This window comes from Actinophytocola sp. (assembly GCF_035762905.1).
In the GTDB taxonomy this organism is placed as follows: Bacteria; Actinomycetota; Actinomycetes; order Mycobacteriales; family Pseudonocardiaceae; genus DASYTH01.
Genome location: NZ_DASUCC010000146.1, coordinates 60,659 through 74,279, shown reverse-complemented (window position 1 = coordinate 74,279; position 13,621 = coordinate 60,659). Strand labels below are relative to the sequence as shown.

The 13,621-nt window shown below is 71.0% G+C and carries 17 protein-coding genes; 8 read left to right on the top strand and 9 right to left on the bottom strand.

What is annotated here, in order from left to right:
* Window positions 1-3 precede the first annotated feature (3 nt).
* A complete protein-coding gene (locus tag VFV67_RS31570; RefSeq protein WP_326474350.1) occupies window positions 4-498 on the bottom strand; it encodes an AMIN-like domain-containing (lipo)protein in 495 nt (164 codons plus the stop codon).
* Window positions 499-601: 103 nt separating this feature from the next.
* On the opposite strand from VFV67_RS31570, the gene VFV67_RS31565 reads away from it, so the two are divergent.
* Together VFV67_RS31565 and VFV67_RS31560 are read left to right on the top strand one after the other, a co-directional pair.
* Window positions 602-2,035, top strand: a complete 1,434-nt coding sequence (locus VFV67_RS31565) for an MFS transporter (RefSeq protein WP_326474349.1) — start codon at window positions 602-604, stop codon at window positions 2,033-2,035.
* Between the two features lie 85 nt (window positions 2,036-2,120).
* Window positions 2,121-2,663 (top strand): hypothetical protein, encoded by a 543-nt coding sequence (locus VFV67_RS31560; protein ID WP_326474348.1) that lies wholly within the window; start codon window positions 2,121-2,123, stop codon window positions 2,661-2,663.
* Here the strand turns inward: VFV67_RS31560 and VFV67_RS31555 are convergent, their stop codons facing one another.
* A complete protein-coding gene (locus VFV67_RS31555; RefSeq protein ID WP_326474347.1) occupies window positions 2,664-3,977 on the bottom strand; it encodes a cytochrome P450 in 1,314 nt (437 codons plus the stop codon).
* Between the two features lie 20 nt (window positions 3,978-3,997).
* On the opposite strand from VFV67_RS31555, the gene VFV67_RS31550 reads away from it, so the two are divergent.
* From VFV67_RS31550 to VFV67_RS31540, 3 genes are read left to right on the top strand one after another with little or no spacing between them, the layout of a single operon-like run.
* Window positions 3,998-4,726, top strand: coding sequence for an alpha/beta fold hydrolase (locus VFV67_RS31550; protein WP_414636385.1), 729 nt, complete (start codon window positions 3,998-4,000; stop codon window positions 4,724-4,726).
* Entirely contained in the window at window positions 4,719-5,210 is a 492-nt protein-coding gene (locus VFV67_RS31545; protein WP_326474345.1) for a low molecular weight protein-tyrosine-phosphatase, read from the top strand. The genes VFV67_RS31550 and VFV67_RS31545 overlap by 8 nt, the downstream gene beginning before the upstream one ends.
* Complete coding sequence (locus tag VFV67_RS31540) at window positions 5,207-6,046, top strand: fructosamine kinase family protein (protein WP_414636384.1); 840 nt, start codon at window positions 5,207-5,209, stop codon at window positions 6,044-6,046. Before VFV67_RS31545 ends, VFV67_RS31540 begins: the two co-directional genes overlap by 4 nt.
* Here VFV67_RS31540 and VFV67_RS31535 read toward each other — a convergent pair.
* A complete protein-coding gene (locus VFV67_RS31535; RefSeq protein ID WP_326474344.1) occupies window positions 6,043-6,417 on the bottom strand; it encodes an FKBP-type peptidyl-prolyl cis-trans isomerase in 375 nt (124 codons plus the stop codon). The two genes, VFV67_RS31540 and VFV67_RS31535, sit on opposite strands and share 4 nt — an antisense overlap.
* Window positions 6,418-6,615: 198 nt before the next feature.
* Between VFV67_RS31535 and VFV67_RS31530 the strand changes: the two genes are divergently transcribed.
* Window positions 6,616-7,293, top strand: a complete 678-nt coding sequence (locus VFV67_RS31530; protein WP_326474343.1) for an SPFH domain-containing protein — start codon at window positions 6,616-6,618, stop codon at window positions 7,291-7,293.
* A 168-nt stretch (window positions 7,294-7,461) separates the two neighbouring features.
* On the opposite strand, the gene VFV67_RS31525 is transcribed toward VFV67_RS31530, so the two are convergent.
* From VFV67_RS31525 to VFV67_RS31510, 4 genes are all read right to left on the bottom strand, one after another.
* Window positions 7,462-7,938, bottom strand: coding sequence for an RICIN domain-containing protein (locus VFV67_RS31525; RefSeq protein ID WP_326474342.1), 477 nt, complete (start codon window positions 7,936-7,938; stop codon window positions 7,462-7,464).
* A 152-nt stretch (window positions 7,939-8,090) separates the two neighbouring features.
* Window positions 8,091-8,918: an ABC transporter permease gene (locus tag VFV67_RS31520; RefSeq protein WP_326474341.1), complete on the bottom strand. Its 828-nt coding sequence runs from the start codon at window positions 8,916-8,918 to the stop codon at window positions 8,091-8,093.
* Between the two features lie 16 nt (window positions 8,919-8,934).
* Complete coding sequence (locus tag VFV67_RS31515; RefSeq protein ID WP_326474340.1) at window positions 8,935-9,834, bottom strand: ABC transporter ATP-binding protein; 900 nt, start codon at window positions 9,832-9,834, stop codon at window positions 8,935-8,937.
* Window positions 9,831-10,223, bottom strand: a complete 393-nt coding sequence (locus VFV67_RS31510; RefSeq protein ID WP_326474339.1) for a GntR family transcriptional regulator — start codon at window positions 10,221-10,223, stop codon at window positions 9,831-9,833. Before VFV67_RS31510 ends, VFV67_RS31515 begins: the two co-directional genes overlap by 4 nt.
* A gap of 74 nt (window positions 10,224-10,297) precedes the next feature.
* On the opposite strand from VFV67_RS31510, the gene VFV67_RS31505 reads away from it, so the two are divergent.
* Window positions 10,298-11,425 (top strand): cytochrome P450, encoded by a 1,128-nt coding sequence (locus VFV67_RS31505; protein ID WP_326474338.1) that lies wholly within the window; start codon window positions 10,298-10,300, stop codon window positions 11,423-11,425.
* Window positions 11,426-11,428: 3 nt separating this feature from the next.
* On the opposite strand, the gene VFV67_RS31500 is transcribed toward VFV67_RS31505, so the two are convergent.
* Window positions 11,429-12,361 (bottom strand): AraC family transcriptional regulator, encoded by a 933-nt coding sequence (locus VFV67_RS31500; RefSeq protein ID WP_326474337.1) that lies wholly within the window; start codon window positions 12,359-12,361, stop codon window positions 11,429-11,431.
* Between the two features lie 117 nt (window positions 12,362-12,478).
* Between VFV67_RS31500 and VFV67_RS31495 the strand changes: the two genes are divergently transcribed.
* Window positions 12,479-13,351 carry an NAD(P)H-binding protein gene (locus tag VFV67_RS31495; RefSeq protein WP_326474336.1) on the top strand — a complete coding sequence of 291 codons (873 nt, stop codon included), beginning with the start codon at window positions 12,479-12,481 and terminating at the stop codon, window positions 13,349-13,351.
* 29 nt (window positions 13,352-13,380) lie between these two features.
* On the opposite strand, the gene VFV67_RS31490 is transcribed toward VFV67_RS31495, so the two are convergent.
* Window positions 13,381-13,620, bottom strand: a complete 240-nt coding sequence (locus tag VFV67_RS31490; RefSeq protein WP_326474335.1) for a hypothetical protein — start codon at window positions 13,618-13,620, stop codon at window positions 13,381-13,383.
* Window position 13,621: the final 1 nt, after the last annotated feature.

Genomic DNA, 13,621 nt, shown 5'->3' with positions numbered 1-13,621 from the left:
GGATCAGTGGCCGACGTCGATGACCACCCGGTTGGGTCCGGTGAGGGTGGACACCCGGACCCAGGTCTGGTTCCGCAGGCCGAGTCCGATCCCCAGGGTGGCCTCGAAGTCGCCGGTGGTCGCGACCGCCATGACGTTGCTGAGGTTGCGGGTGCGGAACTTCCGCGGCCCGGGGTAGGTGGGGTTGCCCGCCTGATCGTGCATGGTGGCGCCGATGACGGTCACCCAGACGAAGCGCTCGCCGGTGAGCCAGACGATGTCGCCGGTCGGATCCTCGGTCAACTCGTCGGTGAAGCCCCAGACGACGTCCTGCACCTGACCGGTCATGTCCAGAACGATCCGGTCGAAGCCGGAGTTCAGCCCGGTGCGGATGTTGGTCATCGACGGGGTGGTCGGTTGAGCGGCCGATGACGCCGGGGCACCGGCGACGATCGTGCCCAACACCACGATCGCGATCGCGGTGAGCGCGGTCATCCCGCGTCTGAATACGGTGGTCATCTGCTGGACCTCCTGCCGGGAGAATGGATTGTCGAGTTCCCAGCGCTGGGTTACTTATTAAGACGCACCTGTACCAAGAAGGTTGCCTCAGTAGGCTCGAACCATGGCGGCGCGGGACGCGGAGGTGGCGGGCGCACAACCGGGCAACGATCCCCGCCGCTGGCGGGCTTTCCTGGTGACCCAGGCCGGCGGCTTCATGGTGCTGCTCGACGTCACCATCGTCACGGTGGCGGTGCCGTCCATCCAAAGTGGACTCGATGCGTCCGCGAGCGGCGTGCAGTGGGTGGTGTCCGGATACCCGTTGATGTTCGGCCTCGCGCTGGTCGCCGGCGGCCGGCTGGGCGACGCGTTCGGCCGGCGCCGGATGTATCTGATCGCACTCACCGGCTTCGTGGTGACCAGTGCGGCGGCCGGGGCTGCCCCGTCGCTGACCCTGCTGGTGGTGGCCCGGCTGCTGCAGGGCGTGGCCGGCGGGTTCATCACGCCGCAGAACCTCGGGCTGATCCAGGACATGTTCCGCGGTGCGGAGCGCAGCCGGGCGTTCGGCATGCTCGGCGCGACGCTGAGTGTGTCGACCGCGGTGGGCCCGGTGGTCGGTGGGTTGCTGATCGGCGGGTTCGGCGAGCCGGACGGCTGGCGCTGGGTGTTCCTGGTCAACGTGCCACTCGGCGTGCTCGCCCTGATCCTGGCCGCCCGGCTGGTGCCGCGTATCGAGCGGGGGTCCGGTGCCACGGAGATCGACGTGGCCGGGATCGTGCTGCTCGGGCTGGCCGTGCTCGGCGTGCTGCTGCCGGTCGTGCAGTCGGAGGACGGCGGGCTTTCCCGGCTGTGGTGGATGTTCCCGGTGGCCGGGGTGTTCCTGCTTGCGTTCGTGCGGTGGCAGCGGCGGCGGATGGCCACCGGGCGGGCGCCGGTGGTCGATCTTCGGCTGTTCACCGAGGTTGTCGGCTACCGGGCCGGATCGGTGCTCGGGGCGGTGTACTTCGCCGGGTTCAGCGGGGTGTGGCTGGTCTTCGCGCTGTACTTCCAGGTGACGGTCGGCCTCTCGGCGCTGGTGACCGGACTGGTGTTGACCCCGTACGCGCTCGGCGGGGTGTCCGCCGCGCTGGCCGGGCGGGTGCTGCACCGGTGGGGGCGGTGGGTGACGGTCGCCGGGCTGAGCCTGGTCACGGTGGGCTTCGCGGCGGTCGCGCTGATCGGCGTGGTGCTGCCGGCGGACCAGGTGGCCGGCTGGGTGCTGTTCCCGTTGCTGCTGGCCGGAATCGGCGGTGGTGCGGTGATCGCGCCGAACACGGCGCTGACCATGACCGAGGTGCCGGCACGAATGGCCGGGGTGTCCGCCGGGTTGTTGCAGACCGGCCAGCGGATCGGCGCCGCGCTGGGCACGGCATTGCTGGCCGCGGTGTTCCACGCCGCCGGGATGCCCGCGTCGGTCCTCTGCGCGGTGGGGTTGGTGCTGGTGGCGCTGGCGCTGGCGATCCGGGAGCTATGCGTCTCACCGCGACGCGACATTCTCAGTTGGAAAGTTTCCGCTTGAAGTCTTTGCTATCTGGTTAGTTACTACTACGCTGCCGGATCGTCATCCCCGAGTATCCCCTGCACACCCGGGAGGTAACCAACCTATGAGGACTGCTCTGTTGCGGTCGCTCGTCGCGCTGACGATCGCCGCCCTCGCCATGGTCATGGCCACGGTGACGGCCCAGGCGTCGGTGCACGACAAGGAGATCGATCCGGTCTTCGACACCAACGCTCCCGGCTTCACCGTGCTGGTCACCAAGCTGACCCACGCACAGGCGACGTCCCGGCTGCGCTCGTCGGGGATCACCTGGTCGTCCAGCGGCGGCTGCAGCAATCGCAACAACTCCACCTGCACTTCGTTCGAGCAGGTGAACCTGGCGACCATCCAGGGTGCCCAGACCCTGAGGTCGGCCAGCGGGTGCGCGCTGAACGTCACCGGTGGCACCGAGACCGGGCACGCCAGCGGCACCTACAGCCACTGGAACGGCTACAAGCTCGACTACAGCCTGAGCAACTGCATCGGCAACTACATCAGGAACAATTTCACCTCGATCGGCGGCAACAAGTGGCGGTCGGGCTCCGGGAACATCTACTTCCTGGAGAGCAACCACTGGGACGTGACGTACTACAACTGCGGCGGCTGCTGATCAACCTTGCCACCGGATCGGGAGGCTCTTGATCCCGTTCTGGAAGTTCGACCGCAGCCGCACCGGTTCACCGCCGGGCTCGACCTCCCCAAGCAGGTCGAGCACGGCGGCGAACATCGCCCGCAGCTGCACCCGGGCCAGGTGCGCGCCGAGGCAGAAGTGTGGGCCGTGCCCGAAGCTGAGGTGGTCGTTGGGCGACCGGGTGATCCGGAACGTGTCCGGTTCACCGAACACCGCCGGATCCCGGTTGGCCGCGGAGAACCAGACCACCACCTTGTCCCCGGCCCGAATCCGGGTCCCGGCCAGCTCGGTGTCCTCGGTCGCGGTCCGCCGGAAGTGCATCACCGGCGTCCACCAGCGCAGCATCTCCTCGACCGCGCCGGGCAGCAGCGAGCGGTCCGCCCGCAGCGCGGCCTGGGCCTGCGGGTTCGCGGCCAGGGCCAGCATCCCGCCGGGTAGGCCGTTGCGCAGGGTTTCGTTGCCCGCCACCGAGAACAGCCAGAACAGATTCTCGAACTCGGCGATGCCGACCCGACCGCCGTCGGAGTCCACGTGCCGCATCAGGTTGCTCATCACATCCTCGCCGGGCCGGCGCCGCTTGTACTCGCCCAGTTCGGCGGCATAGGCGTACAGGTCCGGCATCCCCTCCCGGGTGCGCGGGTCCGGCATCCGCCCGGCGGCGTCCGGGACCGGGCGCAGCGCGATCGCCCGCCGGGCCATGTCCGTGGACCCGGTCGCGTCGGCCCGGGCGCTCACCGCGTACTCCGGGTCCTGGTAGCCGATCACCCGGTTGCTCCAGTCGAACATCAGCCACCGGTCCGCCGCGGGCACGCCGAACACCTCGGCCAGCGTGAGCAGTGGCAGATCCGCGGCGACCTCCTTGGCGAAGTCGCACTCGCCCCGATCGGCGACGGCGGCCACCAGATCCCGGGCCCACCCCTCGATCCGCCGCTCCAGCCGGGCGACGGCGCGCGGGGTGAACGCCTGGGTCAGCAGGCCACGCAGCCGGGAGTGCTCGGGCGGATCCAGGTTGAGCATCATCCGGCGCACATAGGCCAGCGCCGCCGAACCGGCCGGGTCGCGGATCTGGGTGGCCCCGAGCTGCGAGGAGAACACCCGGGGATGGCGCAGCACGTGCCGCACGTCCGCGTGCCGCAGTACCGCCCAGAAGCCCGGCCCGGCCGGCCAGGAGTCCACCGCCGGCTCCTCCACCCACACCACCGGCGCACGGCTCCGTAACCGCGCCAACGCCTCGTACGGCACGCCCCGCAGGTAGGTGTCCGGGTCGACGATCGTCTCGGCGTCGCTGCCCACGGTAGGGAATGATCCCACCCGTGAGCGAGAGTGAGCCGTTGCTTCTGCTGCTGCACGGGTTGGGGGCGAACAGCAAGGTCTGGGACGGGCTGGTGAAGCTGCTGCCCGAGCGGTGGCCGGGTCCGTGGCTGGCCCACGACCTGCCCGGCCACGGTTTTTCCGGACCGCTGAAGCGCTACTCCTTCGGTGGCCTGGCCGCCGAGGTGGCCGAGGACCTGCCGCGCGGTCGGCGGGTGGCCGTGCTCGGCCACTCGCTGGGTGGAGCCGTGGGGTTGGCCCTTGCCAGCGGTTGGTTCGGCGTGCAGGTGTCGGCGGTGTGCGGCCTGGGCATCAAGGTGCGCTGGTCGGCCGAGGAACTGGCCAAGGCGGCGGAGCTCGCCACCCGGCCCAACCGGGTGTTCGACACCCGCGCCGAGGCCGCCGAGCGGGCGCTGCGAGTGGCCGGCCTGACCGGGCTGGTGGCACCGGACGCGCCGCTGGTGGACCGCGCGATCCGCGAGGCGGACGGCGGCTGGCGGCTCACCCTGGACCCGGCCGCGTTCGCCGTCGGTGCCCCGGACATGCCCGGCCTGCTGGCCGCCAGCCGGGCCGAGGTGCTGCTCGCCGCCGGCGAGCACGACCCGATGTCCCCCGGGGCGCACCTGGCCAAGCTGCGGCCAGACTCGGTCCTGCTGCCCGGCCTCGGCCACAACGCCCACGTCGAGGACCCCGCCGCGCTGCTGCCCGTGCTGGATCGGCTCCATGGCTGAGCCGAACGGTCAGCTGCACGTCTGCTTCGTGTGCTCCGGCAACATCTGCCGCTCGCCGATGGCCGCGTTGGTGTTCGAGGAGCATCTGCGCCGAGCCGGGCTGGCCGATCGGGTTCGGGTGACCAGCGCCGGGATCGGGGCGTGGCACGTCGGCGAGCCGGCCGACCCGCGCGCGGCGCGCACCCTGTCCGGCGGCGGCTACCCCACCCACCACGTGGCCGCGCAGGTGGATGACCGGCACCTGGCGGCCGACCTGCTGCTGGCCATGGACAGCGGCCACGAGTACCGGCTGCGCGGCCTGCTTGACGGCCAGGACGCCGACCGAGTCCGGATGTTCCGCTCGTTCGACCCGGACGCCGGCCGCGATCTCGACGTCCCGGACCCCTACTACGGCGGTCGGCAGGGCTTCACCGAGGTGCTCACCATGATCGAGGCGGCGGTGCCCGGCCTGCTCGACTGGGTCCGCCGCAACCTGCCGTCGTGAGCGAGGTCGGGACGACCGTCACCCGGCTGACCGGCCGCTCCGCGCGCGCCGTGCACGCGATCAGCGGCTCGGTGTTCGCCGTCGAGCTGTCCGACGGCACCGCCGCCGTGGCCAAACGGCACCCCGAGCCGAGCGCCGCGCTGGCCGAGGCGGCCTCGCTGCGCTGGCTGGCCGAGGGACCGGTGCGGGTGCCCGGGGTGCTCGGCTCGGGTGCTGGCTGGCTGGTCATGGACCGGGTGCCGGCCGGCCGGGCCGGCCGTGCCGCCGCCGAGGCGTTCGGCCGTGGGCTGGCCGGCCTGCACGCGACCGGAGCCGGCGCGTTCGGCGTCGCACCTCCGGGCGGCCCGGCCGACGCCTGGATCGGGGCCGCGCCGATGCGCAACGAGCCGGGCCCGGCCTGGCCGGCCTGGTACGCCGAGCACCGCATCCGGCCCTACCTGCGCCCGGCGGCGGACGCCGGGCTGCTCGACGCCGCGATCTTCGACCGGGTGTGCGCGCGGATCGAGGACCTCGCCGGCCCGTCGGAGCCCCCGGCCCGGCTGCACGGCGACCTGTGGTCGGGCAACGTGCTGTGGGCGGACGCCGAGGTGTGGCTGATCGACCCGGCCGCGCACGGCGGCCACCGGGAGACCGACCTGGCGATGCTCGCCCTGTTCGGCTGCCCGCACCTGGACCGGATCCTGGCCGCCTACGACGAGCACGCGCCACTCGCCCCGGGCTGGCCGGCCCGGGTGCCGCTGCACCAGCTGTTTCCGCTGCTCGTGCACACCGTGCTGTTCGGCGGGGGCTACGCCGGGCAGGCCGTCGCCGCCGCGCGAGCCGCGCTGGCCGGTTAGCTCACCCCGAGCAGGTCCACCACGAAGATCAGGGTCTCGCCGGGCTTGATCACGCCGCCGGCGCCGCGATCGCCGTAGGCCAGGTGCGGCGGAATGGTCAGCTTGCGCCGGCCGCCGACCTTCATGCCGGCCACGCCCTGATCCCAGCCGGCGATCACCCGGCCACCGCCGAGCGGGAACCGGAACGGCTCGCCTCGGTTCCACGATGCGTCGAACTCCTTGCCGGAGTCGTGCGTGACGCCGACGTAGTGCACCGTGACGGTCTGGCCGGCCCGGGCCTCCTGACCCTCTCCGACGGTGATGTCCTCCACCACGAGGTCGGTCGGGGGCGCGCCCTCGCCGGGAGGGACGGTGGGCTTATCGCGTGCCATTCGGTCTCCTGTCGGTTGCGGCCCGGTGAGCCCACAGTAGCCGTCGCTGCCTTCCCGGTGATGGCAGGCTCAAGCCCCGTTGGTTTGGACCTTAGGGGTATAGAAATTCCGGTCTTCGCCACTCACAATCTGGCCATGCCGCCTTGTCCGGTTTGAACGAGCTGGCCCGGCGGCCGGTCGGAGAAGAGGTGATGAACCATGTTGAGCAGCGTGCCGTTCGTGGACCAGGTGTGGGATTCGTTCGACGGTTGGCTCAAGGGTGTTCTGATCGTCGCCGTGTCGCTGGTCCTGCTGGCCAAGAGCGCCAAATACGTCAACCAGGACGAGTTGGGCCTGCGTCACCTGCGTGGCCGGGTCCGGCGCAACGCGCAGCCCATCAAGCCCGGTTGGGCGTTCCACGTCCCGTTCGTCGGCGGAGTCCTCAAGCGGTCGGCCCTGCCGCAAACCTGGCAACTCAACGTCGCGGTTCCCAGGGAGGAGCGGACCTGGGACACGCACTGGTCGATCACCTTCAAGATCAACCCCGACCTGCTCTACCTGTCCTGGTACGGGCACCAGGATCCGGACGAGTACCTGCGCACGGTGTGCACCTCACTGCTGTGGCACACCCTCAAGACCGCGGATGTAACCCCAGCCGAACTCGACCACGCCGAGGTCGAGCGGCGCGTGCTGGAACCGGCCGGACCGGCGCTCGAGCTGATCGGCGTCACCCTGCTCGAGCTGCGGCATCGCTGGACGGCGGAGACCACGGCCTCGCAGCTCGGCAGTGCGATCCGGTCGGCGGCGCCCAACTCCGGCGTGCAGGTCGCCTCGATCGCCGCGCTGAACGGCAACGGCAACGGCAACGGTCACGTGCTGGAGGAGGCAGCACCCTGACCGGGCGCCCGGCGGGGCTGCACCCAGGCCCGCCGGGCAGCGGCGCGCCGCGCCGCGCGAATGCCTCCCGGTCCCCCACCGATCAGTAAGCAGCGGCCGGGGTGCGGTACTCCCGCACCCCGGCCGTCCAATTGCTGTTTCGGTATTCGCCGTAGCTTGTCGGTCAGCTCAGCTGATGCGCCACTGCTGGTTGAACTGATTGTGACAGGGCCACTGAATGATCCGCGCACCGTTCGAATTGCTCGCGCCGGCTACGTCGACGCACTTGCCACTATGCCGGGCGACCAGCCTGGTCTGTCCGTCCGACGTGTCCCGCCGCACCCATTGCTGGTTCAGGCCGCCGTGACACGGCCATTGGATGATGGCGGCACCGTTCGCCGTGCTTCCGCCGCTCACATCGAGGCAGTGTCCGCTGTGCCGGGCGACGATCAGGGCCCCTCCGCCACCGAGCGGCAGCACCAGGAAGTGCTGGTTGGCCCCACCGTGGCACTCCCACTGGATCAGGTTCGCTCCGTTGTTGGTACTTCCGCCGCTCACGTCGAGACACTTTCCGCTGTGCCGTGCCTTTGCCGTCACGAACATCGGAGCCGGAGCCGCGGACGCCGTTCCCGAACCGACGAGTAGGGTCGTGGCGACCAGCGCCATTGACAGAATTGGGCCGGCGAATCGTCTTAGTTTCATGGATCTTCTCCTCCTCGGGTCACGATTTACCTGCGCCCTCTTTCGGGCCGGCCCAATCGTGGTGGGGGAGGCTGACATCGACAACTTGAGTGACCGGATAGAGTTACCCCGATTGTTTAGTTTCGACTGCGCGTGGCGCGGGTAACGGCCACCCCGCCCAACACGATGGTGGCGATCAGCAGCAGCCCGGTCTCGGTCCACTGGAACCGCCAGTACCGGTCCGCCGGGTGGTAGCGGATGACCTGCTCGGCGTCCGATGAGGTGGACTCGATGTCGAGCAGGAACCAGTCGCTCGGAAACATCTCGCCGGTGCTCGGGGCCACTTCGACGACCGCCCGCTCGGCCGGCGCGTAGTGACCCCGGACGTTGTAGAAGAACATGGCGAGGATGATCGTCAGCAGCACGGCGACGGTGACCGCGATCGCCGGCATGATCCGCCGGCACACCGCGCCCGCGGCCACCCCCGTCATGAACGCGAACAGCCACCAGGCGGCCGGCACTACCCCGGTCAGCACGAACAGGCCGGGGTTGCCGAACCGGTCGGCCATCGACAACCCCCGGTAGACCGACAGCCAGGCGCCGACCATCGCCCCCAGCGCCAGGCCGGCGAGTGCCACCAAGGCGCCGAGCAGGCCGAGCTTGACCGCGAGCCAGCGGCGCAGCGACACCGACTGGGTCCAGGCGAGCCGGTGCGTGCCGCGTTCGAACTCCCGGCCGAGCACCGGCGTGCCCCAGAACAGCCCGATCAACGCGGGCGCCAGGGCCATCCAGCCGATCACGTTGTACACGGCGGCGAAGTGGTCACCGCGGACCAGGTTCGGCCGGCCGGTCGCGAGGCCGTCCGCCGTGAGCCCGTTGATCAGGAGGAAGACCCCGAGGGCCGTCAGCAGTCCGGCCGTGACCAGGATCTGGGACCGGTGCTGTCGCCAGGTGAGCCACCACATGTCGAGAACTCCTCGGTCAGGCACCGGTCAGCGCGGGGCGGGGGAGGGCCGCGGCCTCCGGGCGGCGCAGGTAGGCGAGCACCAGCTCTTCCAGGCTCGCCGGACGGTTGCTCCATCTGTGATCGAGTATCGGCGCGGATCCGTTGCGCACCAACAGGTTCGCCTGCCGGTCGGTCCGGCTGTCCTCGATCAACGCGACGTCGGCGGGCAGCCGGTCGGCCAGCTCCACCGGACCGGTCAGCACCCGGTGGGAGGTCAGCAGGTCCTCCAGATCGCCGCTGACCTGCACTCGGCCGCGGTTGAGCACGACCAGCCAGTCGCAGGTGTTCTCCAGGTCCGCCACGATGTGCGAGGACAGCACGACGGTCAGCCCGACCTCGGCGACCGCGGCCATCAGGGAGCGCATGAGGTCGTGCCGGGCCAACGGGTCCAGGTTGGACAGTGGCTCGTCGAGCAGCAGCAGGTCGGGTCGTTTCCCGAGGGCGACGGTCAGCGCGACCTGTGCCTGCTGTCCGCCGGACAGCTTGCCCACCTTGCGGTTCAGCGGAATGTCCAGTGCCGCAAGGCGTTCCTCGGCCAGGCCGGGGTCCCACCGCGGGTTCAGGTGCCGGCCGAAGCGCAGCATGTCGGCGACGGTGAACCCGTCGAACAGCGGCCGGTCCTGGGCCACGAACGCCACCCGGGCCAGCGTCGCGGGCCGTCCTGGTGGCTGGCCGAACACCCGCAGCTGCCCCTCGGTCGGGGTGAGCAGGCCGGTCAACAGGTTGAGCAGGGTGGACTTTCCGGCGCCGTTCGGGCCGACCAGCGCGACGACCCGGCCGGCCGGGACGGCAAGCGAGCAGCCGCGCAACGCCCACAGGCGCCGGTATCGTTTGCCCAGCCCGGTGGCGGTGAGCACGGTCGGCTCATCCGTCATGCGATCCCCTCCCGAAACGACTCGAGCAGCACCGAGGCGAACAACGCCTCCATGTCCTCCTGGTCCAGCCCGGCGGTGCGGGCGTCACGGACCCAGCCGGCCAGGTCCCGGCGCAGCCGGGTGTGGTCCGGCAGGGACGCGCCGCCGAGCGTCTGCCGCACGAACGTGCCCAGCCCCGGCTGCGCGGCGACCAGCCCCTCCCGTTCCAGCTCGCGGTAGGCCTTGAGCACCGTGTTGGGGTTGATCGCGAGCTGGGCGACGACCTCCTTGGCCGTGGGTAACCGATCGCCGGGCAGCAGCGCACCGAGCCGCAGCGCGTGCCGGACCTGGTGCACGAGCTGCAGGTACGTCGCGACCCCGGAACCTCGGTCGAGGCGGAACTCGATCACGGCAGCACCCTTTCACTAATGAAGTAGTGAAATAGTGCATGAGCCGGCCGAGGCTGTCAAATACAGTGAGACCGGTGGACGCGACGGTGGCCGGGCTGGCGGCGGATCCGCACCCGGTGCTGGCCCGGCTGCGAGCCGGCGGGCCGGTGTCCTGGGTGCCGGCGCTGAACGCGTGGCTGGTCACCCGGTACGACCTCGCCGTCCGGGTGATGCGTGATCCGGCGACGTTCACGGTCGACGATCCCCGGTTCTCCACCGCGCGGGTCGTCGGGCCCAGCATGCTCTCGCTCGACGGCCCCGAACACGCCCGGCACCGCGAGCCGTTCGGCGCGCCGTTTCGGCGGCCGGCCGTGCGCGCCCGGTTCACCGGGTTCATCGAGTCCGAAGTGGACCGTCTGGTCGGCGCGATCCGACCGGCCGGCACCGCCGAGCTGCGCGCCGAGGTGGCCGGCCCGCTCGCGGTCGCCGTGCTGGCCGAGGCCCTCGGACTGTCCGATGTGGATGTTTCGACGGTGCGTTCCTGGTACGCCGCGCTCGTCGTCGCCGTCTCGGAGGTCACCGCCGGCCACGCCATTCCGGCACCGGCCCACGCCGCCGTCGACGCGCTGCGCCGCGCGGTGCAACGCACCCTGGCCGCTTCCGGGCCATCCCTGCTCGCCGAGGCCGCCGACCGCCTGCGGCCGGCGGAGATCGTGTCCAACGCGGCCGTCCTGCTGTTCGGCGGCATCGATACCACCGAAGGCATGATCACCAACGCGGTGCTGCACCTGCTCACCCACCCCGAGGCGCGCGCCGCGGTGACCGCCGACCCGGCACTGCTGCCCAATGCGGTCGAGGAATCCCTTCGCCTCGAGCCCGCCGCCGCGGTCGTCGACCGCTACGCCACCCGCGACATCGCCATGGCCGGCGCGCGGATCCGTCGCGGCGATCTGGTCACCGTCTCCCTCGCCGCCGCCAACCGCGACCCCGCCGTCTTCCCCGACCCGGACCGGTTCGATCTGCACCGCCCCAACGCCCGCGCCCATCTCGCCTTCGCCAAGGGCCCGCATTTCTGCCCCGGCGCACAGCTCGCCCGCACCGAAACCCTGTGCACGGCCCGGGTTCTGCTCACCCTGCCCGCACTGCACCTGCCCGACCCACCCACACCCCATGGCCTGGTCTTCCGCAAACCCCGTGCGCTGCATGCCCGGTGGACCCGCTGAAGGTCATCTGGCCGCCACCCGGTAGCGGCCAGGAGCCTGGCCTGTGCTGCGCTTGAATGCTCGCGCGAAGGCGAACTCCGAGTCGTAGCCGACCTTTCGGGCCACTTCGCGCAGCGGTGCCTGGTGATCGCGCAGCAGTCGGGCCGCGACGGCCATCCGCCAGGTGGTCACGTAGCTCATCGGCGGCTGGCCGGTCAGTGTGGTGAAGCGGCGGCTGAACGTGGCGCGGGGAACGGCCACCGCGCGGGCCAGCGCGGCCACCGTCCAGGGGTGCGCCGGGTCGGCGTGGATCAGGGCGAGTGCGCCGCCGACCGTGGGGTCATAGAGCGCGCGCACCCAACCGTCGTGGTCGCGCCGCTCGGTGAGCCAGGCCCGCAGCAGGTAGACGAACAACAGGTCGGCAAGTGCCGCGATGACGGCCGGTGCGCCGGGATCGGTGCGGTCGATCTCGGCTCGTAGCAGGTCGATCGCCGCGGCCAGGCCGGTACCGGCGGCCTGACCGGAGTCGATGTGCACGACCGGCGGGAGCAACGCGGCGAGCGGGTGCCGGCGGGCATCGAGCACGAACCCGCCACACAGCAACGTGGTCACCGGGCCGTCACCGTCGATCACCAGCTCCGGCGGCGGGACGACCTGTCCGGGCTGGCCGCCGATCAGCTCCGCGACGTCGCGCGCCGGGCGGCCGGGCAGGTCCACGAGCGCGTGCCCGTTCCCGGACGGCACCAGAACGACATCACCCTCGTTGAGCCGCAGCGGTTCGCCGCCATCCGGCACCAGCCAGCATTTGCCGGCGCCGACGACGTGAAAGCTGGCGATCGTTCCGGCCGGGATGGCGACGCCCCAGGGCGCGTGGAACCGGTTGCGGCAGTACACCATGCTGCCGTGCCGGATCGCTGCGACGACATCGGCCACGATGTCGGCCACCACGTCGGTCACGGCTCCACCGTACCCAGCTTGAGCTGATCGGGTATGTGATGGCGTTGAACAGTCATGGATACGCTCACCCCGCCGCCGTACGTTCGATGTCCTCGAACCGAAACCACGGAGGCAGATGTGGGCTCCACCATCCTGGTGACCGGCGCGACCGGGAAGACCGGCCGGCGCCTGATCCCGTTGCTCGTCGAACGCGGCGCCACCGTCCGCGCGGCCAGTCGCACCGCCGGCCCGGCCGGTGCCGGTGTCGAACCCGTTCCGTTCGACTGGCTCGACCAGCGCACCCATCAGGTCGCCCTGGCCGGCGTGGACGCGGTCTACCTGGTGAGCGCCCATCTCTCCGGCCACACCGCCGATCCGAGCGGGGCGGTCGGTGCGTTTCTCGCGGGCATCGGCCCGGACGTTCGCCGTCTCGTGCTGCTCTCGTCGTTCGGCGTGGATCAGGCGCCGCCGGACGATCCCTTGCGGCGCACGGAACTTCTCGTCGAGGCCGCCCGGGTGCCGGCCACCATCCTGCGGCCTACCGCGTTCATGCAGAACTTCTCGGAGAGCCACTGGGCCGGGTTGCACGCGAGCATCCGGGACCACGGTCGGATCGCCATGCCAGGCGGCACCGCGCGGGTGAGCTACGTGTCCACTCAGGACATTGCCGCCGTCGCCGCCCACGCGTTGACCGAGGACGGACACGACGGCCGGGCCTACGCGCTGACCGGGCCGGAGCCGCTCACCCTCACCGAGGTGGCGCAACACATCTCCGCCGCCACCGCCCGCCAGGTGACCTACGTCGAAACCGGCCCGGGCCCCCTGCGCGACAACCTGGTCGCCGCCGGAGCATCGGAGCACTTCGCCGACTACGCCACCCAACTCTTCCTCAGTGCCGTCACCACCAACGCCATGGCCACGGTCACCGGCGACATCACAACCGTCACCGGCCGCCCGGCAACCACCTTCGCCCACTACGCCGCGGCTGCCGCCCCCGCCTGGCGCCAGTGACCGTCTCCGGCAGCGCCGACCAAAGCGAATCACAGTGCCGGTGACGGCACGCGCCGCTCCCGATACTCGTGCGGGAAATCCCTGACCTTGGCCACCAGACCGTCCAGGTACCGGTCGTCATGCCGGCACCGGTTACCCTCCGCCCCGCTGAGGGCGATCGTGACGACATACAGCCCAACCGATCCACACACCACCGAAAGCAGAAACCCGGTCGGAGACTCGTACAGGATGTAGTCCCAGAGCCTGCGCCTGACCTCGCGGACCGTCACC